The sequence below is a fragment of the Spiroplasma eriocheiris genome (genome assembly GCF_001029265.1).
Taxonomy (GTDB): domain Bacteria; phylum Bacillota_I; class Bacilli_A; order Mycoplasmatales; family Mycoplasmataceae; genus Spiroplasma; species Spiroplasma eriocheiris.
In genome coordinates, this window is the sequence record NZ_CP011856.1 from 528,096 (window position 1) to 549,996 (window position 21,901).

Consider the following 21,901-nt stretch of genomic DNA (forward strand, 5'->3'; position numbering starts at 1 on the left):
AAGAAAGAAGGCAATCCCGATGGACCATATAAATAAAAATATTAAAGAAATGCAAGACATCATTAGACAAAATAGCAATTTCTTAAATAAGAAAAAAATTATGAAAACAAATCTGCACGCTAATGAAGGATTAACTATTTTAGCTCAAAAATTAACTAATTTTAACGGACATATTGATGAACTTGTTAGTTTTCAACAAGAATTTAACCGGTTTTCCGAAGCAACCATCAAAATTAATAAATATAATAATTTATTAACCAAACTACTGGCTAATTTAACTGCGATTGCAGAATTACAAGCAGTTTTTGATAATCCCCCCGCAACTTTTAATGAAGCAAATAGAACAATATTATTAACAAAAATGGATAATTTAATGAAAACAGCGTATGAAAATAATCGCTTATTATTAAGATATAAAGATACTGCTGTTTTGAGTGACTTTTTGGACCATCAATTTTTAGCAGCAGAATATCTTACTATTGAAGATTCATTAAATCAAATTATGCAGCGAATTATCACCCCAGCCGCCGTACAAAAGGATGCAATTGACGAATTCACAACGGCTACTGTAGCAACTACGGTAAGTTCTCCAGCAACAGCTAGTGATAGAACAGTAAATGCTGATTTTTCAACGAGTCAAAATAATACTTTTTTAACTACTATTACGCAGTTAAAAAATTTAAAAACAACAATTACTAAGCAAAAACGCTCATTTTTAATTATGCAACAAGAGTTAGAAAAAAAGAAATGAACCCAAGCACCCCAACATCGATTATATTGTCAAACATTACAACTTTATTTAACATTTTTAAAAGAAAATATTTTAGTAACTAATCCTGCGTTAGCAGATGAGTTGAATATCGAAAGAATTGAAACTTATTTATCTTCATATCTAAAATATAATCAGGAGACAACTATTAATGATAAAAATATTAACTATATAATTAGTAAAGAACCTAATGAAGAAGAAGTCCAACAAATTAAACTAGCCACTGTTAAATTACCAGACTACCAGGTTAATGTTTGAATAAATTTTGATTTTGATCATTTTCGTGATCTTATTCAAGACTATGTTATTACAACATTATTAAATAATGATGAAACTACTAATTATTGGGAATTTTCCGAAGTAGTAACTACAAAGTGCCGTCAGTTATGAGATGAATTTAAAACTCAACTTGATACTGTGGATCATCAGCATTCACTTCGTGAAAATGCTTATAGATTTTTGGTGGCAAAAGAAATTAAAACATGGACAGAATTAAAAAAAGATGAGGATATTTTAAAAGCGAGGGTACAAGCAAAGTTACAAACCTCAGATATTAAAGCCAATGTTAAATTTTTAGATGAGGAGACAGATATTTTAACTCCTCAAATTAATGAGCATCTCCGTCAAACGCTTAAAACATCGCCGAATGAAGCATTTGATATTTTAAAATATGTTGTTTTAAAAAAATATCATGGTTTTTATCATAATTTAGATGCTCACTTATTATCAACAGTTGATGTTAGTAGTTTGGTTCAAAATATTCAAAAATATCGTTGGTACTGACAACAAATTCCTGTTGACTATCAGCAATATTTAGATCAAGACCACGATACGCTTAATTTAGTTAATTGTACAAACTTTAGTAATGATAATATTACTCAAATTGCTGACTTTAAGGCAAAACATTCAATTAAGCAAGTTAATATTTATAATCATTTTGCTCTCCAATTATACCTTTATTTTGAACAAGTAATTGTAACAAAAACTTTTGAAAAATACCAAGCACGAATTGCAAACCATCCTTTTAGTTCACTTCCGAATAGTTTTGTGTCATACGAACAATTTTCAAATTTTGTTAATAAATATGTTGAATTAGAAAAATGGTTAACTAATACTTTAGTCACAAAATATGCAATTTTTGATAATTGAGAAAATATGACAGTAGATTCAGAGTTATATCAGGTAACTAATCAATATCTTGCTATATTGGACCCAACATTAGCTAAGGAATTAGAATTTTATCTATTACGCAATAGGACATCTGGGAATTCGGAAATACATTCCGAAGAACTTGCTGATTTGACAGCACGTATTAAAACAAGTATCGCTAGATTTAAAGCAAATTTTGTTCATCATGATGTATATTTACAAGGAATTAACCATTATTTTAGAGATATTAAATTTGGAATTACATTTGAAGTAGAAAAATTAAAACAGAGTTTCTTAGCAATTATTGCGAAATCACCATCAACATTATCTGAACCAGAATTAATTAATCATCTCCAAAATTTCTTAGCTAATCATCCTAGTTTTAAAAATTTAGGCACCGATGAAATGTTTTTTGATTCTGCAAAACTAACGGAATTACAAGAACAATATGAGGCGGGGATCAAAAAAATTCAAGAGCACGGAATGACCCCAACTCCGATTCCAACCGCAACTTTGCAAGAAGCCTTTGCTCGTTTGCGAACCAATATTATTGATCCAATAATGACCCCGGCCGGACTTTTGCAACAAAAAGTTTGCCGGGAATTGGCAGTCCCCACTTATCCTTTTGAAAAATTGGCTCATAATGAAATTTATAAATATAACCAATCTGACCCGCGTTTTTTTGAAAAATTACAAGCAATGATTAAAGAAATTTATAATTTTTTATTAAAAATAACAAGCAATCCAAAATTAGGGTTATGGTTTGATACCATTAAAAATTACAACTACCAAGATTTTATTAAAACATATCTTGAAGTAATTGCTGAAAGTAGACAACCACTTAGTGGGGCGCCATTTGATTTTCAGATGGTCCCAACGGCTGACCAAAAAAGTTATGGTTTACTCTATGTTAAAAATACGAATAATTTTTTAGATGACATTATCCAAGAAATGTTAAAAAATCCCGACTTAGAAGCAACTAACTTAACAACTGTTTTGACTAAAAAATATTATGATTATTTTAAAATTAGTCCGGGGCAAAACCAATATTTAGATAATTTCTTAAAACAGATCCTTGCGATTAATAACATTAATATTGAACAAAAAACCCCAGAAGTTAATTATGCCGATTTGTTTGAAGAGCATAGTAATTGACCAATCGCCGGATTAGACCCGAAAGTAAAAACAAAATATTTAGAAAAATATTATCTGGCTTTTCAACAGTTAATTGCTAAAAGTACCGCGCTATTAACTAAAATTGAAAATGAAGAATTTAAAAAATTATTAATTTTAGTTGAAAATAATTCGGTTTTTGATCAAACTGAATATAATAGAATTTGAACCAATTTTGAAAATATCATAATGGAATTTGAACAGCAAAAATTACAATTATTAAAAATCAAAGCCCGCTTTTATGATAAAGAAGCTGAACAAGCATATGAAAAATTAATTAAACATTATCACACTGTTAAAAATAATTTTTTGGAAGTTAAAAAAATTATTGTTCCTAAATATGAAATTCTCCCTGAAATTAGTAGGGACATTGCTTTAATCCATAAGTTTGGGGATGATCTTCAAGCAGCTAGCAAAAAAGTTCAAGAAATGAGCATTAATTTAGACAGTGAGTATGTTGACTTACGGGCTTCGTATGCTGAACTAACTACTATTAATGATTCGTTCCAAACTAATTTTACTAAACTTTTTGATAACATCGCTGCTAAACAAACTAGGGATTATTTTACTGCTACTGAACAAGCATTAATTCGGCAAAATACTACCGATTTTGAGACTTTCCAAGAATTATTAACTGCTAAAATGCAAATTTTAGCAAAACGAATTGCAGTTGAAGATTTAGTTAATGCATGTAAAGATCTAAAAAATAGTTTCTTGCCAAGTGCTTCGGATAATGAATTGTCATCTACTGCTAGTAAAGAAAATCTAACTAAAATCTTCAAACGTTTTTCTCAACAATTTAAAAAAGTAGCAAATTTAACCCCTGCCGAATATCAGCAACCACAATATCTTAAATTATTGGCGGCTTTAAAATCTGAATATAATGTGTTAAGTTTCCGTGCTAGTACAACAACACTGTTAACTAGTAATGAAGATGATTTCTTATTAGAAGCAGCAAAAACTTGAAAAATTGACCGTTCTTATCAAGGAGAACTAATTGACTTTTCTGATGAGTATCAGAAAAGTCAATATCAACAACTATGTAAACGCGACGGGGAACAAAAAATTGATTTAACTTATCCATTGGCTGCCAAAATCTGGTGAGAATGTCAATTATTTATTCGAATGGATTTATTTCAGGACCGTACTCACGCTGAAATTGAACGTTATCCCTTTTACCAAGATATTTTAAAGTGAATAAAACATCCTAAAATTGGGCAACTTTTAAGTGATTTAGTAAATTACCAAGTCCAAATTAAAGCAAATCAAGCAGAAATTACAAAATTACATACTACGGGTGTTTTACGAACACCATTGGCTAATGATATTAAGCAAGAAAATTTAGCTAAACAAATAGAAAATCTCCACAAACAAAATCGAGTTTTAAAAACAAAAGTTTTAGCAACATGGAGTGAATATTTAAAAGTTAAAAATAGTAAAGTAAACCAATTATTGTATAAACGTGCGCTATTAGCATTAAATATGGTTTATGATTTAACAAGTGACCGCGCCCAATACGAAATTTTAGCAAAAAATATTATTAAGGAAAAAACTACAATGTGAACCCAACAAAAAGCAAGTAAATCAAGCACTTCACGCCCGGTTGAAGAAAGCATCAGATAATATTAATTACTTAAATAAAAAAACTTTGCATTTAGCAAAGTTTTTCTTGTTATTTAGTACTTGTTACTTTTAAAACACCAACACCCTCAAGAATTCAGATAATACATCCAATAATTGCAATTAATTCAGCAACGAAAATTACTCATGTTGAAGTGCTTGAAGTTGAAGTAACTAACACGCCAATAATTCCCACAACCGCTAAGCCTAAGAAGACAACTCCCGCAATTAATTTTCCAATTTTATGTTTAACAAAAGTTGTCACATAAGTAAATAGAAATGCACTAATTAAGACAATGGCTCCGTGATCAGTGGTACTATTTTTTTGATACATTGCGGTATTAGTATTCGGAACTCCACAAGCATTTAAAATTGCTAATAGGAATAGTCACACACCTGCCACTCAGACCATTACTTTTGGGAAGGTAATACTAACTGAGACACTAGCATATTTTAGTTTTGCCATATATTTTTCTCCTTTTTATTTAATAATCTTTCAATACTTTTATTATATCCTAATAATTAATTTTCCTTGATATTTTTAACTAATTCGTACAATATCATTTTGTTTAATTTCTAAGAAGTTAATCATTCCCGGGGCGAAACAATATATAAAGTAGCACTCAGAAAAGTAATGACTAACTTTTTGGCTAGTAAAATTAGGGATTAAATTAATAACTTGAAAGTTTTTATTACAAAAAACAACATCTAATTTATAAAAGATCCCAAAACTATTAAAAGCATGGGCTTTGCGAATTAGATAACCATTTTTAACATTAATGGCTTTTGGTTGAATAAGATTTTCAAACTTATCACGAAAAGTACGAATTGTTTTAATATTCACATTTTTAATAATGCCATTAACAATTAATAAATTTTCTTCATGAAACTGACGATAATGTTTTTTATGCTTTTGTTCTTTTTTCCGTAACCGGTATAAGAAATTTCCAATTAATCCCATTTTTTCACTCTTTTCTATCATAATCCTTTACTTAACAATTATATAAAAATATAATATAATTAACAAATAGAAAGAGGTGTTTCTGGATGAAATTTGCATTATTTTTAGCGCCTGGTTTTGAAGAAGGCGAAGCAATTATTACAACTGATGTTTTACGACGTGGAGGGTTACAGGTGGAGTTAATTAGTATTACTAATGATTTAGAAGTAAAATCAGCTCATGATGTTATTATTAAAGCTGATAAATTGTTAGCGGATGTTAAATATGAACAATATATTGGTTATATTCTTCCCGGGGGTCGTGTTGGGGTTGAAAATTTAATGAAAAGTGAAATGGTTAAGGACTGGTTAATTCGCGCTAACCAGGAAGAAAAAACCATTGCTGCTGTTTGTGCCGCGCCCCAAATTTTAGGACATCTAGGAATTTTAGATAACCGCGAAGCAACAAGTTATCCAGGGTGCACAAGTGGAATGGAAAAAGCAATTTACAATGATGAAATGACCGCCATTACCGATGGGCATATTATTACCGGTGCTTCAGTCGGATCAACAATGAATTTTGCCTTAGCAATTGCCGACAAAATATTAGGAGCGGAAAAAGTTTTGGCTTTACAAAATGAATTAGTAATTCGCGATTAAGAATTACCTGGTTATTATCAGGATTTTTTAAAACAAGTTTTTTAAACTTGTTTTTATTTTGGTTGACTTTTTCTTGTTTTTATTTATAATTTTTATAAATAAAAACAAGATGCATTAGTTACATAATGAATTAATAATATGAGAAACTTGTCAAAATATTACAGAAGAGGAGGGCATTAAAGTTTTATTATGCAAAAACCAAAAACAACAAAAAAATTTAGTTTAGGCTATTTTATTTGAATGGGATGTAATTATGTTATTAGTATTGGCTTTTTAGGTAATTTTGCGGTCTTATCAAACCTTGATCGCCGGGATGCAATTGGGATTCATGTGCTATGATTAATTCCACTACTCGGTTTTGTGGTGGGAATGTGTGCTTATGCATGTGCGAAATTGGCTCGTGTTCATCATTCCCATAATAATGGGGGAGCCTATATTTATGTGCGAACTAGCTGTGGGCGGTTCTGAGGGATCTTTGTTGCTTTTATGCAGTATGTTTCCTTACCATTTTTGATTACTTTTCAAATCTTAAATTTAATTCGTACTAGTTTTGGGGCGGAATGGGTTTCCACCATTTCCCGAGATAGTGCAGGACACATTACCAATATTGTAGTTCCTTGGTATGCTGCTAACTGGGGATCATTTGGGGATTTATGACTAGACTTAATTGGGATTATTATTTATCTAATTTTTTCCTTTGTTATTTTTGGAGGTTTAAAATTATATAAAAAAATTACCAATAGTATGGGCATTATTCGCTATGTGACAGCGGGGTTATTAATTTTAGCAGGGTTAGTATTAGCGTGTCAGCATGGAAATGCTAACTTACATTATTGAACTACTAATAGTCACGGAACGCTAAATGGTTATATCAAAGCTTTTAATTCTTGTTTTTATTTCTTTACCGGGTTTGAAATTTTTGCTACGACCGGGCGGAATATTGCTTATGCAAAACGAAATATTAGCTGAGGGATTATTATTGTGTTATTGCTCAATATTCTAACCCATGTTGTCATTGCGCTGATTTTTTTTGCAGCTTTTCGCTCATTTTATCAAAATATGAACATGGGAACTTGAAATGGTTTTCACAATCCCATTATTCTGATTGGGGGTGCTGTGATGATGATTATTAGTACCATCGCCTTGAAAATAAACCTTGTTGTTCAGGATAATTTGTATGGGGGAACGAGTTTGCAACCTTTAGCCCGCGAAGGTTTTTTACCGACTTCTTTAAAAAAATTAAATCGTGATGGCTTACCAACACGGGCAATTCGGTTAAATATTGTGCTAACGTTAGGAATTATTTTTATTTGGTTAATTATTCCGGATCTGATTAAAGGAATTACCTTAACTTGTCAGGATGGTTTTATGTGCACTCTCCAAGATAATCTTCGTTATCCCCAGCCATTAAATGTTTCAAGTTTAACTGCTTCTTCATCAGCAATTACAATTTTTATTTATTTGATGGTTATTTTTGTGGTCTTAAAATTAGGTCTCCAACAAAAACTAAAAATGCGAATGTGAGAATGAATTATTTTTCCTGTTATTAGTGTTATTTTGGGTGTTACATTATTTTGACATTATTATTCATTAATTCATGATTTAGTAATTCTCCAGGGGGCTCAATTTAATAGTAAACTAATTGGCGTTGTGGTTGAATTATTTTTTATTAGTGGTGTTAGCTTATTTATTATAATTTGGTATTTTACTTATTATCATCGCCAATATCATCATCGTTTGCAAACTAATCCGGCGTATCAAACTTGGTTAAATCAAGAATTTATGTTAATTGATGATTGAAACTTCGTACAAACTAAAATTTGTAAAATCCTGAGTGATTATTTAAACCGTCATGAAAATATCAACAGGGATTGTCAGAGTCACCGGCGCGTTCTTTTGCAATTAAGACATAAATTACGTTGTGATCTTGACCAGCACCAGCAATTAGAAGAACAGGAAAATGAAAAAGATTATGAAGAATAACATTAGCAAAGATTAAATTCTTAATCTTTGCTATTTTTTTATTTTTTGCTTTTCAAATTATTAAAAACCCTTTAAAATATAATATAGTATAGATGTCAAATGTTAAAATATTAAGGAGGGACAACATGGCAGGACATTCACAATTTGCTAATATTAAGCACCGAAAAGATGCCCAAGATGCTAAACGCGCTAAAATTTTTATTAAAATTGCCAAGGAAATTAGTGTGGCAGTTAAAAAAGGAGGACCAAATATTGAATCTAACCCTTCGTTACGGTTAGTATTAGAAAAAGCTCGTGCAAATAATATGCCTAAGGATAATTATGAAAAGGTAATCAAAAAAGCGGCCGGAGAAACAGCGACCGATAATTATGAAGAAGTTCGTTATGAAGGTTATGGTCCAAACGGAGTGGCAGTGATTGTTGATTGTTTAACGGATAATCGCAACCGAACAGCGGCGAATGTTCGTAGTTATTTTACTAAAAAAGGTGGGAGTCTCGGACAAACAAATTCGGTGGCTTATTTATTTGAACGCAAAGGGATTATTGCCTTTAGCAATGACCAACTTCGTGAAGATGAAGTGCTAGAATGATTATTAGAAACGGAAGCCGAAGATTTACAAGTGGAAAATAATAATTTTATTATTACAACCGCCCCGGATAAATTAATGCATGTGAAAAAGTTCCTAGCCGAAGTAAAAAAGATTAATGACTTTGATGTGGTGGAAATTACCATGAATCCGACTCAATTTGTTGAAGTGGATAGTAGTACCAAAGAAAAAGTTGAAGGATTAATTAATTTATTAGAAGAAGATGATGATGTTCAACAAGTCTATCATAATGCCCAATGGGATTAACACAATGCAAAGGATAGGTAATTATCCTTTTTTATCATAATTAAATAATAATATAGAAAAGAGCAGTTAAATGGCACAGCATGTCGTAAACGGAATTACAATTACATATGATCCGCAGGTGTTACAAGAAATTATTGAGAACCTTGCGTTTCCAATGCTCGCTTTTGATTTTGAAGCCTACCACTTTCGCAAGGATTACCAGTTATATGACCATTTGCAAGACAGTCATTCAAAACCATTTTTAATTGGAACAAGTGTTCTTAACAGTTTGGATGATTTACAAACCAAGCCTCTCGATGAGTTAATTAACTACCAATATCATTTAAACTGAACAATTAATAATAAAAAGCAGCATAGTTTAAAATCGTTTGTCCATTTTTTAAACCGCCTTGTGTTACGTAAAAAAATTAAAACTTTTTTAGTATTGGGAAAAGATTTAGAAATGACAATTTTAAATTATATGGCCAAAAAACAGATGTTTCGCTTTAATTTGCAAAATATCAAAATTATTGATATTTATGATTTGTACCATAACCAAAATATTTTACGGTTTACCCATCCAACTGGTGAAGTTATCACCGTAAAACAACCAGATTATGTTTTACAAAATGATGAGTTGTACCAAATTTTATTAAAAAATGATAACCATGACAAAGACTATTGGGATAAATTATGACGCACCTTAGATGCTTTATATACCTATGATCATAAGCACTTAAACCATAATCTTCATATTTTTCAAAAAACCCACCTTTCCGAAATTTTACAGAAAAACCATGATGATTTAGTCAAGATGGTTAACTTATTAAAAATTTTAGTAACTTTTTAACTTTTCGCAAGGAAATCCGTTCTCAAAGCGTGAAATAACAAAGGAGAAGGGATGATCAAAATGTATAGTTATTTAAAAGGCATTGTTCGCCAAATTAAAGACCACCAAATTTTATTAGAAATTAATAATTATGGGTATGAAATTACGTTAATTACTCCCAAAGAAATTAGCCTGCATGAACAGGACCTTTTACAAGTCTACACTTGTTTGATTAATAACGAATTTGCTGCTTACCAGTGATTTGGTTTTTATAATTTAGAAACTAAAAAACTGTTTTTAGATTTATTAACAATACCAACAATTGGTTTAAAAACAGCTTATAATGTGTTGACCCAGGTAGGAGTGGACCAGTTATTAAGTTATGTTAAGGAAAATAACATTGAAACTTTGAGTAAGTTAAAAGGAATCAAGTCTCATACCGCTCGGATTTTAATTATGCACTTGCAAAAAATTTATTTTCGCAAGGAATATAACAATCTACAAAATAGTGTGATTGATTGTTTAAAAACACTTGGTTATTCACTCCCAATTATTTATAAAGCAATTAATGAAAGTAACCATCATTGTGATAATCTTGACCAATATTTAAAGCAAGTTCTGCAAAAAGCGAGTTCCTATGTCTACTTATAATTTTCGCCCGCAAACTTTTGCCCAATATATCGGTCAAGAACAAATTAAAAAGAATCTAACCCTTGCCATTGCGGCGAGCAAGTTAAAACAAGAACCCCTTGACCACATCATTATTGCGGGAGCTAGCGGGTTAGGAAAAACAAGTTTGGCCTATTTAATTGCTAAGATGACTAATAGTGAATTGCATATTCTGCACGGTCCAAATTTACAAAAACCAAGTGATTTAATTAGTTGTTTAACCCAGTTGCACGACTATGAAATTGTTTTTATTGATGAAATTCATTCAATCGCCAAAGAAGTTGGGGAAATTTTATACCCGGTATTAGAAGATAATAAACTAAACTTAGTGATTGGGAAAGATTATAATACTCGTGTTATTAATCTCGACTTGCCAAAGTTTACCCTCATTGGGGCGACCACCCTAGTACATCAATTGCCGGGTCCGTTATTAAACCGCTTTCTCCACCATTTTTATCTTAGTCCTTACCAACCAGCAGAAATTTGTCAAATTCTTGCCACAACGATGGAAAAGTACCACCTTATTTTAGCAGCTGATGTGATTGCTTATCTTGCTACTTTTACACGCAATAACCCTCGACAGGCGGTAAACTTGTTAAAACATGTCTATGACTATAGTTTAGTTGTCAATAAAACCAACCTTACTTTACCAGAAGTGCAAGACATTTTAACTAATTTAAATTATGCGCCCGCCGGGTTAAACCGCTTAGAAATTAATTATTTATTAACAATTAACGAGCTTTTTGGCACCCAGCCGGTCGGCTTGGTTTCCCTAAGTCAAGTTATTAATGAACCATTATTAACAATTACCAATGTAATTGAACCTTATTTATTACAACAGGGCTTTTTGTTGAAAACGCCCCGGGGCCGTGTTTTAACTAGCAGTGGTTTAGCAATTATTGCCCAATTACGCAAAAAAACCTGATAATTTTTTAAATATTTTTCAGATTTTACTTAATTTTTCAAAAGAACTAATATATAATAGTAATTGATTTGAAATAAGGTGGATGCTTAATGGAAAATACAGAAAAATTCCGTCGGCAAACAGCCGATTATATCATTAAAATTATCAGATTAAAAACCATTGATTTTAAGTTAGCTAATCCTAATATTAGCGAAGCTGATGTTGCTAATTACTTTTTAAAAGTTATTTTAGCTTATAAAAAAGTGATTGATGTTAGCGACAGTGCTTATTATATCTTTAATATTAAAATGAACCGCATTATTGAATTTATGAATAATGAAAAGATCATTAATCAAGATGTGAAGTTAGATGATTTTAAAGATATGTTTACTAGTAAAAAAGGTTAAAACAAGAAACATATGGATAATGATAAGAATATAGAGTGGTGTTATTGTGAAAGAAAAACAACAAGTAAAGACAATAAAAAAACCAGTTAATAGAAAGGTTTTAACAAAATTAATTGTTAGAATTTTTGTCTTATTAATTTTAACGTGTGCGATGATCGTAGGCGCCGTTTTTTCAGGTGAAATTTTTTCTTATTCTTATAAATTAGGAATTGCTTATTCGGGAGGTTATCAAGTTCAAATTAATGTTTTTGATACTACTGTTGAAAACCCCGATGGAACCCCCAACGGAGATAATAAAAAAGGCCTAGACTTATTACGTAACAAACTTGACCCGTTAAATAATTCTAACTTATATTTGCAAACATTAGGGCATAATGGGTTAGAATTAATTGCCGGGAAGGATTTATTTAAGTCTTATGCTGATTTAAAAACCGATATTCAACGGTTAGGAGCCATTTATTTAATGAAAGGGGATGGCACTGACTTACTGGTTAGTGATAAAGAACGTACACCGTTAAGCGATGTTATCTCGGGAGCGGAAGCTGGGATTGATAAAACTCGCCACCCAATTATTAATTTAAATATTAAAGACCAGGCTAAATGAGATGCTATTATTAAAAGTTTAACTCCAAGTCAAGGTTCACCCGAACCATTATATATTTGAACGGATATTGGCCAATTTATTGATGAATTACGCCATGATACGGATAATATTCAAGCGATAGCCACTAATTTTAATGTTAATATTTTACCCAACCTAAGTGGAACTGATAATATCAATGTTCGTAGTATTTTTGATGTTAGTTATAAAGATGCTGGACAAGGGGGAATTATTGTCTATCGAAACTTACTAGATTTAGCAACTAGTGGAATGAGTCATCCTGAATTAGTTAAAGTAATGCAAGAAGATAGTTTCCGTTTTACCACTGTTTCCTTAGACAAACTAGTAATTGATCCCAATGATAAAAAAGCAATTAAAAATCAATACATTGACCCGTTACGAAAATATTTAACTGGAATTATTAACTATACCCCACAATTAAAAGATAAATATAAAAAATACATTATTAACTATAATGCTATTAATAAAGGAACAACACCAGGCTTAAATTCCAACCAAATTGCGACTTCGACTGATACTGAAGCACGAACAATTAGTAACTTGGTGAATGGGGGCTTAAGTGGGTTAAAATTTGTTGTTCGTGGTCATACTACAATTCCGCCAGTTGTTTCACGTAACATTTTAAATGTTTCAATGATTGTATTAGGAATTATTGCCGCGGCGATTTGTGTTTATTTATTAATTTACTATCGCTTGTTTGGGTTTGTCGCAATTCTAACCTTAGCCTTTACTATTATTTTAACTTTATACTTCTCATCTTTATTAGGAGTCCAAATTTCTCCGGAAAGTATCGCCGCTGTTATTATCGCCTTTGGCATCGCCTTAGAAGGAAATCTTTTGTTATTTTCGCGTTATAAGCGTGAGCGTTATCAAAATGGTTTACCTTATGAACCAGCGATGAAAATTGCCAATAAACAAACGGTTGCTGTTTTTGTGGATGCCTTAGTTGTCTTATTAGTATTAGGATTATCATTATTCTGAGCAGGGACTAACAATATTAAATCATTTGCCACAATCTTGCTAGTTGCTTTAATAATATCGTTAGTAATGGTCTTTGCTGTGGCTCGTATTATGTACTGGATTATTATTAAACTTCGTTGACAAGAAAAAGTAACATGGTTAGATATTCCCCGCTTTTCATTGTTGACTTATTTCCAACAAAAAAAACATCCCCACCAAGTTGTAAATGGGGAAGCCCAGTTACTAAGTGATCGCTTTTTTGCCTTACCAACAACGGATGCTAACGAAGCAGCCCCAAATGTACCAGACCAATCAAAAAAACCGCACAAGTTACGGTTCAAACCAAAATTTTCATTATATAATATTACTAAATATTCACCAATTGTGGGAATCATCTTAATTATCATTGCTTTAATTATTGGTTTTGCTGGCAAAGCAAATATTGATAGTACGATTAAACCAGGAACTAATATTACCGTGGCTAGTGATATTTGACGTCATCGCGATGATGCCACCGCGGAAATTCAAGAGATGACCCAAGAATTAAAACATTTACAAGCAACGCGTGGTTATAATTTTAGTTTTAATTTATATGTTATTAAAGCCGATGATATGTCAATGGGTCAACAATTATTAGTTATTAGTACTAATATTTCTGGAAGTAATTTTGCCCGTGAATTGTTATCATCAATTGCAGGATATTATGGCCTAACCCCCGAGGATCCAGTCTTTAACTTAGAAAAAACATCACCGGTAATGGAAACCTACATCTTAAAAACAGCGGGAATTAGTTTAGCAATTGGAATTGCCTGCATCTTTGTTTATACATTATTCCGATTAGACTGAGCACAATTTATTGGAATTTTATGTGCGGCTGTCTTTACCTTAGCAGTTAGTGTTTCAATTGTGGTCATTGCTCATATTCTTTTAACCTTTGAAATGAGTATTGCCTTTATTGCAATCTTTGGTTTTGCGTGAGCAATGGGAGCGATTGTAATGGCTCGGGCAAAACAAAATAAAAAACTGGTTAATATTAAAGAATATGAAACTTTCTTTACATATATGAGTGAACACCGTGCTCAAGTTCGTCGTTTACGCCGTGCAAAAAAAGTTTATATGCAAGAAGAAATTAAAAAATTAATGATTGCCAACCCAAATTTAAAACAAAAAGAAGTGAAGAAAGAATTTGCTGAACATTTAAAAACCCAATGAAAAATTGCAAAAGATTTAGCAGCTAAAAATAAAAAAGAAATTAAATTAATTAACAAAGAATTTCGTAAGTATAATTATACGCATAACTTTTTACAAAAAATTGCTAATTTAACAATTAAACAAATGCTACGCCATTGTTTAACCCTAGGGGCCATCTTTGCAATTATTTTAATTATCTTAGCAGCCTTTTCAGGAAGTGTCTTTGGCTTTAACATTACTGTCTTCATTGGTTTAGCAATTGGAATGTTTAGTGTGTTATTCTTGGCGATTCCTATTTGAGTAGCGTTAGAAAAATACCGGGCATTAAATAAAATTCGGGTTAAAAATTATTTGGATTCACAGCGAGTTGAAATTGATGAACAGATTGTTGCTGGTGTTAATGACTAGCAAAAGGAGAGCAGAACAATGGATTTAAAAAAATATATTATTGATATCCCTGATTTTCCACAGCAAGGAATTATTTTCAAAGATATTACGCCATTATTAAATAATGCAGCTGCTTTTAAATCAGTAATTGATGAGATGGTTGCATATGCTCATGAAGTAGGCGCAACTGTTATTTTAGCGCCCGAAGCGCGCGGGTTCTTATTTGGACCGGCTGTTAGTTATGCAGCCAATTTACGATTTATTCCTGTTCGTAAACCCGATAAATTACCCCGCGCGACAGTGAAAGCTAAATATGCTTTAGAATACGGAACTAATATTTTAGAAATTCATGCTGGGGATTTACAACCCAATGATAAAGTATTAATCATTGATGATGTCTTAGCGACGGGGGGAACGGCCAAAGCAATTTGTGAGTTAGTAACTGACCAACAAGCGCAAGTGGTTGGAATGATGTTTTTAATTGAGTTAACTTTTTTAAATGGTAGTGACCAATTAAAAGATTATCCCCACCGTGCTATTATTGAATATTAATTAATTAAATTATATAATTATAGACGCAAAGATAGAAAAGGATGTGTTTATAATGGATGAACAAATAAAATTTGCCACAGTGTTAGATCAAATTAAATTATACATTAAGGATCAGAACACCTTAGCAGAAATTGAAAAAGCATACCACTATGCGGCGGAGAAACATGAAGGTCAAACCCGCAAAAGTGGGGCGCCTTATATTATTCATCCCTTATGAACCACCTTTTTTTTAGCGCAGTGAAGAATGGGACCTAAAACATTAATTGCTGGGTTGTTGCATGATGTTTTAGAAGACACGCCTGCTACTTTTGAAGAAGTTGAAAAATTATTTGGGAAAGAAATTGCAGATTTAGTAGAAGCCGTTACGAAAGTTAGTTATTTTGCTAAAGAAAACCGTACCCAGATTAAGGCCCAGTATTTACGGAAATTATACTTATCAATGGCCAAAGATATTCGTGTTATTATTATCAAATTAGCAGACCGCTTACATAATTTAAAAACAATTAGTTATTTATCTCCTGAAAAACAACAAATTATTGCCAAGGAAAGTTTAGAAATTTATTCAGCAATTGCACACCGGATTGGGATGAAGGCAGTTAAATCACAAATTGAAGATTTATCCTTTAAAATTATGAATCCCGCTCAGTATACCAAAATTGTCCACTTGTTAGAATGAAGTAATAAAGAACGCGAATCTAACATGGCCCAGAAAATAACCGAAATTAAAAATATTTTAATTAATGAAAAGGGGATGGACGTTCGTATTTTTGGGCGGAGCAAATCAATTTATTCAATTTATCGGAAAATGAACCAGTTTGGAAAAGACTTTGATGATATTCATGATATTTTAGCGGTGCGAATTATTACCCATTCTGTTGATGATTGTTATAAGGTGTTAGGTTATATCCACCAACACTTTACTCCCCTTAACAACCGTTTTAAGGATTATATTGCACCACCGAAAAATAATTTATACCAATCATTACACACCACAATTGTTGCTAGTGATGGGACAATTTTTGAGGTGCAAATTCGGACAGAAGAAATGGATGAAATTGCTGAACAAGGAGTGGCGGCCCACTGGCGATATAAAGAAGGCGAAAATTATGATGTTGCCAAAAAACAAAAAGATATTGATGAACGACTAGATATCTTTAAACGGATTTTAGATTTAGAAAATATTACGGCTCAAGAGCGGGATGAAATTCAACAAGAGGCCTACCGTTCGGACCAACTAATGGAAGAAATTATTCAGAATGATATTTTTTCTTCGTTAGTTTATGTGTTAACTCCGAATGGAAAGGTTGTGACTCTGCCGTTTGGATCAACAGTGTTAGATTTTGCCTACAAGATTCACTCGGAAATTGGGGAAAAAACGATTGGCGCTAAAATCAATGGGTTCTTTTCACCAATAGCAACAGTCTTAAAATCGGGAGATGTTGTGGATATTAAAACATCACCATCCCAGAAACCAAACCACTCATGGTTAGTAATTGCTAAAACTTCATCAGCACGCCAGAAAATTAAAAAATATTTAAAACGTGAAATTGCTGAAACAACTGGGGATGCTAAATCCGCTAATTTAGAAAAGATTAAGCAAGTCAAAGCTAACATTGAAGACTACATTGCAAAAAAAGATTTCAAATGAAAACTCCTTGATTCAGAAGGACAGCAAGAACGCTTAGAAGATATTAATTATCACAACATTGAAGATTTCTTGTTAGATGTTGCTAATGATGAATATTCAATTGAAGAAGCCGTTAACTTAATTTATTTAGATAATGAAACAAGTCAAAATGAAAAAATTTTAAAAAAATTGCAAGATAAGCAATATAAAAAAGCCCAGTTAAAAGATGATATTATTTTGCAAGGAATTACCAGTATTAAAGTTGTAATTTCCCAATGTTGTTTACCAATCCCGTATGAAGATATTGTTGGTTATGTTTCAAAAGCAGAGGGAATTAAAGTTCACTTGCGCACCTGCAAAAATATTCAGACTGCCGAAAAACAAGAACGGCAAGTGGAAGTTAGTTGAAACGAAAGTGTTTCTAAAAATAAACAATATGATTGTGCAATCAAAATTGAAGCCATTGATCGCCCGGCATTATTAGTAGATGTGACAAAAATTTTAAGCCATTTAAACGCCGCAATTCAAATGATTAACGCTCATAGTGCGTCATCTTTAATGACAACTACCATTAAATTAATTATTAAAGTTGCGAATGTTGATAAACTAAACCAGGTGAAGTCTTCCTTATTATCGATACCTGATATCAAAGCAGTGGAAAGAATTATGATGTAAATTACAGAACTTTTAAAGTTAGTCTTAATTTCATTAAGTATTTTTGGTATAATTAATGCAATGGAAAACTTTTGCTTATCAAAAATTATTTTATATAGAACACAATAGGAGGACTTTTAATGGCGTTAACATCTTGATTAAAATTTGGGGCAATTTGAGCAATTTTTGTGATTTTTGCCATTATAGGAATTGCAGTTACACCAAGTTTAAATAATCAAGTGGGTGCAATTAAAAACAATATCATTACTAATTTAAGTATTGAAGGGATGACAAACAACCCTTTACCAAATATTAAAGCTAATAGTGCTTATAATCTTTTAAACTTTTTATTGTCGTACGCTTCATTTCAAGGTTTTTTTGCGCTAGATGGATTTAGTTTATTTAAGTTTTGAGCTTTAGATTTATATATTTTCTTACCAATCTTTGGAATTATTTCGGCAGGAACGGGGTTATTTGTTTTAATATTATTATTAAATGTTAAGTCTCCCCACTGAAAATGAAATATCCGTTTAAAAGTTGGAAAACTTTGTTTATGAATCGGCGCTGTTTCTTGTTATATTGCTTTATTTTTAGGATTATTTTTAATATCAATTACAGATAATTCCCACACAGTTAATGGTTATAAAGAAATTTGATATGGAACAAATATTGTTGATGGGGTGATCCATTGAACGAATGGGCAACCTTATCAACCAAATGTTTTTTCAGTTTTTGGAATTATTATGAACCAAGATGGTCTTGATGGAATATTCAACTTAACAAATGGTGCTATTAAAGCGGGAACAATTTTCTTAGTGTTTTTAACACCAATTAGTTTAATGCTATTAGTTATTGGTCTTGCCTTGCGAATGGCCATTAGCATTTTAATGCCATCTTCTTCATCATACCGGGGAAATAATCAATTCTTAGCATGGCTACGATTTATTAACATTTCAACTAAAAAAGAACTGCGTGCGCGTATGCGCTCAAACATTGGAATGATTGTGTTAGGAATTGGATTTGCTGTTATTATGATCTTTCCCGCCTTTATATCTACGAAAAAATATGTCGCGACAAATTACATTTTATTAGTTATTTCAATTTTACTAATGGCAATTAGTTTAATTCCAATCTACTTTATGTGGTACCGCTTATCGCAATTACAACAATTTTCTTATAATTTATTGATGTTTTTGCAAATGCTAATTTGATTAGTTATTGGATTAATTTGACAAATCTTAATGTGAACAGAATTTAAAGCGTTCTTCAAATTTCCAGCCTATGTCCCAATTATTACAATTTTCTTTTTTGTTAATATTTTAATTATTTCTTTTGCAATGTTAGTTAGAGGATACCGCTCATAGTTAATAAATAGTAGCGGTAGTTGTTGACCAGGAGGGCTTCGATAATGTTTGATAAGTTTTCTTATTATAATTGAGCAAATAATAAGTGAGCACGTAGATGAATGATTGAACCAGAGTATCAGAAAATGCTAAAGTTAAAAGCTCAGGTTCATTATGTCCCCTTATGATATCCAGAAGAAGTTATTGTTGATTTAAACACTCACCATTTAGTTATCCCAACTAACCTTGCTAATCTGGTACATAAATACCAGTTGCCAAAAACCAACTATTATTTATTTAAATACCATAATATCGCTAATTTATTGTTAGAAAGTAATTATATTATTAGCAACTATTCAAAAATGATTGAGGCTAAGTTAACAGATGATTTTGTTTCCTTAAAATGATCACAAACGTATGGGGCTTATTTTTTTAAAAAAATTACCAATTATATTTTGAAAGAAGACCGGGCGCTAGAATTTTATCGGGATACTAAAAAACGGGTGCAAAAAATTAATTATTTGATTACTAATCCTAAACAGAACCTTTAGGATTTTTTCATTTTTTAGAAAAATATTATTTTATCTTTAAACAGTTTAAATGTTAAAATTTTGTTATGTATCATTTATTAATAATAACCTTTTGATATTTTTGTAGGTGCTAAAAACTTATAGTGCAAAAAGAATAATGAGGAGACAAAAAATGAAAAAAGATAAAGGTAATGAATTTATTAATGATGATTATCAACCACATTTACCACCACATCAACCCCAAGTAAATAATTCCCCAGCAATAGGGCAAAATTATTCGCAGCCCCTTAATCAAATTAATAACCCGAACTTAGCACAACCCCCATTAGGATTTACGAATAATAATGAAATAAAAGATAAAATTCCGGGTTTTATTAAACAAAAAATAATTTGAGAAAAATTTCGTGCTAGTTGTTATCTTTTATTTGGTTTGGGAGGAATTATTATTTTAGCATTCTTTATTACAATTTATTATGTTGCAAAAAGTAAAGGTTATTTCCCTAATTCACAGCAAAAATTATCTGATTTAATGCCTGAGGGGATTAAATTTGCGGAGGCATCTTTTGCCAATATTAAAGTCCAATTAATACCATATCCATATTTACTAATTGCTTTGTTAATTTTAGCGGTTGGGATTTTCTTTTATGGTTGTTTTGAACTATCAACTATTCGTGGGGAAGTTAAAAGATATTATCAACAACTTCAAACCGGTCATGAAACTATTCCTAATTTTGTTTTTAGTATTTATAAAAAAAGTATTGTGCGTAAAATTGTTATCAATTGATTAGCAACATTAATTTACTTATTAGGGTTAATTTCCTTAGGGATTTTAATTGCTCTACAGCATGCTTATGATATTGGTAAGAAAGAATTTATTTTAGGTTTTTGAAAACTTGGCAATGTTAAAAATTTAAAAACTGAAATTACTGTTACTAGTATTGTTTTATTAATCACTCTTGGACTCCACGTTTTATCTTTACTATTAGCTAAAAGAACACGCGGTCAAATTATTAGCTATTATGGTTATGATATTATGCCTTTTGAAGAAATGCGTTATTTAAAACGAAAAACTAATTGAATTTGTTTTTTAATTTTTTTATTGATTATTACTATAATTATTATTGCATTAGTGATATTATTACGTAAACTACACTTAAAAAAAAGTAATAAAACATTTTTGTGACCATGACAACGTTAGAAAAGAGATATGAAGGTAAAAAATGAAAATAAGAATTGATCAGTTACTAGTTGATAAAAAATTAGCTCCTTCGCGAGAAAAAGCCAAGGCGCTAATTTTAAGCAATAATGTGTTAGTTAATAACGAACCAATTCTAAAGGCTGGCACATTAGTTGATGAAAATGATGATATTAAGATTCGTGGCAATGAATTAAAATATGTTTCGCGCGCTGGTTATAAATTAGAAAAAGCGCTACTCACATTTCAAATCCCCGCACGGGGATTAGTTTGTTTGGATATTGGTGCTTCTACCGGGGGATTTACTGATTGTTTGTTACAAAATAATGCCAAAAAAGTATATGCTGTTGATGTTGGAACCAACCAATTAGTTTGAAAATTGCGCAGTGATCAGCGGGTTGTTAGTTTGGAAAAAACTAATTTTCGCTATGCAAGCAAAGAACTGTTTGCAGATAACATTGAATTTGCTTGTTGTGATGTTTCTTTTATTTCATTAGATAAAATTATCCCGGTTTTAAAAGATATTTTATTACCAAATCATTATGCGGTGTTATTAATTAAACCACAGTTTGAAACTACCCGTGAAAATGTTAATAAGGGAAAAATAAGCCGTCAGGAAATTCATTATGAAGTTATCAAAAAAATTATGGCATTAAGTTTACAAAATAATTTTAGTTTTTTAAATCTTGATTATTCACCAATCACCGGAAATAAAAAAGCAAACATTGAATTTATTTGTTTATTACAACAAACTTCAACACCAATTAATAACATAACTGATCAAAAAGTACAGGAGGTTATTGCAACTGCATGAAATAATTTATAAAATAAAAATATTAGAATTTAAATTCTGATAAAATATTAAAAACAAGTTATAATACAATTATAGAAAAGGAAAGTGAAAA

At 31.1% G+C, this 21,901-nt stretch carries 17 protein-coding genes; 15 read left to right on the top strand and 2 right to left on the bottom strand.

Annotation, left to right across the window (positions count from 1 at the left end):
* Positions 1–19 precede the first annotated feature (19 nt).
* Positions 20–4,714: a hypothetical protein gene (locus SERIO_RS02440; RefSeq protein ID WP_047791318.1), complete on the top strand. Its 4,695-nt coding sequence runs from the start codon at positions 20–22 to the stop codon at positions 4,712–4,714.
* Positions 4,715–4,763: 49 nt separating this feature from the next.
* On the opposite strand, the gene SERIO_RS02445 is transcribed toward SERIO_RS02440, so the two are convergent.
* Positions 4,764–5,177, bottom strand: coding sequence for a hypothetical protein (locus SERIO_RS02445; protein ID WP_047791319.1), 414 nt, complete (start codon positions 5,175–5,177; stop codon positions 4,764–4,766).
* A 75-nt stretch (positions 5,178–5,252) separates the two neighbouring features.
* Entirely contained in the window at positions 5,253–5,672 is a 420-nt protein-coding gene (locus tag SERIO_RS02450) for a hypothetical protein (protein WP_047791320.1), read from the bottom strand.
* An 86-nt stretch (positions 5,673–5,758) separates the two neighbouring features.
* Between SERIO_RS02450 and SERIO_RS02455 the strand changes: the two genes are divergently transcribed.
* The 14 genes from SERIO_RS02455 (at position 5,759) to SERIO_RS02520 (ending at position 21,822) form a co-directional block, all read left to right on the top strand.
* A complete protein-coding gene (locus tag SERIO_RS02455) occupies positions 5,759–6,310 on the top strand; it encodes a DJ-1 family glyoxalase III (RefSeq protein WP_047791321.1) in 552 nt (183 codons plus the stop codon).
* Positions 6,311–6,499: 189 nt separating this feature from the next.
* Entirely contained in the window at positions 6,500–8,293 is a 1,794-nt protein-coding gene (locus tag SERIO_RS02460) for an APC family permease (protein WP_047791322.1), read from the top strand.
* A 125-nt stretch (positions 8,294–8,418) separates the two neighbouring features.
* Positions 8,419–9,147 (top strand): YebC/PmpR family DNA-binding transcriptional regulator, encoded by a 729-nt coding sequence (locus SERIO_RS02465; RefSeq protein WP_047791323.1) that lies wholly within the window; start codon positions 8,419–8,421, stop codon positions 9,145–9,147.
* Between the two features lie 70 nt (positions 9,148–9,217).
* Entirely contained in the window at positions 9,218–9,976 is a 759-nt protein-coding gene (locus tag SERIO_RS02470) for a hypothetical protein (RefSeq protein WP_047791324.1), read from the top strand.
* A 51-nt stretch (positions 9,977–10,027) separates the two neighbouring features.
* Positions 10,028–10,606, top strand: coding sequence for a Holliday junction branch migration protein RuvA (ruvA, locus tag SERIO_RS02475; RefSeq protein WP_236682174.1), 579 nt, complete (start codon positions 10,028–10,030; stop codon positions 10,604–10,606).
* Positions 10,593–11,552, top strand: coding sequence for a Holliday junction branch migration DNA helicase RuvB (gene ruvB, locus SERIO_RS02480; protein WP_047791326.1), 960 nt, complete (start codon positions 10,593–10,595; stop codon positions 11,550–11,552). The genes ruvA and ruvB overlap by 14 nt, the downstream gene beginning before the upstream one ends.
* Before the next feature lie 86 nt (positions 11,553–11,638).
* Entirely contained in the window at positions 11,639–11,935 is a 297-nt protein-coding gene (locus SERIO_RS02485) for a hypothetical protein (RefSeq protein ID WP_148553417.1), read from the top strand.
* Positions 11,936–11,981: 46 nt separating this feature from the next.
* Positions 11,982–15,116 (top strand): protein translocase SecDF, variant type, encoded by a 3,135-nt coding sequence (locus tag SERIO_RS02490; RefSeq protein ID WP_236682175.1) that lies wholly within the window; start codon positions 11,982–11,984, stop codon positions 15,114–15,116.
* A gap of 18 nt (positions 15,117–15,134) precedes the next feature.
* Complete coding sequence (locus tag SERIO_RS02495; protein ID WP_047791329.1) at positions 15,135–15,647, top strand: adenine phosphoribosyltransferase; 513 nt, start codon at positions 15,135–15,137, stop codon at positions 15,645–15,647.
* 52 nt (positions 15,648–15,699) lie between these two features.
* Entirely contained in the window at positions 15,700–17,949 is a 2,250-nt protein-coding gene (locus tag SERIO_RS02500; RefSeq protein WP_047791330.1) for a RelA/SpoT family protein, read from the top strand.
* Between the two features lie 119 nt (positions 17,950–18,068).
* Positions 18,069–19,292, top strand: a complete 1,224-nt coding sequence (gene scm1 / locus SERIO_RS02505; RefSeq protein WP_047791331.1) for a motility-associated protein Scm1 — start codon at positions 18,069–18,071, stop codon at positions 19,290–19,292.
* Positions 19,293–19,336: 44 nt separating this feature from the next.
* The gene (locus SERIO_RS02510; protein WP_047791332.1) at positions 19,337–19,822 is read left to right on the top strand and encodes a hypothetical protein; all 486 of its coding nucleotides are present in this window, start codon (positions 19,337–19,339) and stop codon (positions 19,820–19,822) included.
* Positions 19,823–19,973: 151 nt separating this feature from the next.
* Positions 19,974–20,999, top strand: a complete 1,026-nt coding sequence (locus tag SERIO_RS06260; RefSeq protein WP_053040814.1) for an MSC_0882 family membrane protein — start codon at positions 19,974–19,976, stop codon at positions 20,997–20,999.
* A gap of 22 nt (positions 21,000–21,021) precedes the next feature.
* Positions 21,022–21,822, top strand: coding sequence for a TlyA family RNA methyltransferase (locus SERIO_RS02520; protein ID WP_047791333.1), 801 nt, complete (start codon positions 21,022–21,024; stop codon positions 21,820–21,822).
* Positions 21,823–21,901: the final 79 nt, after the last annotated feature.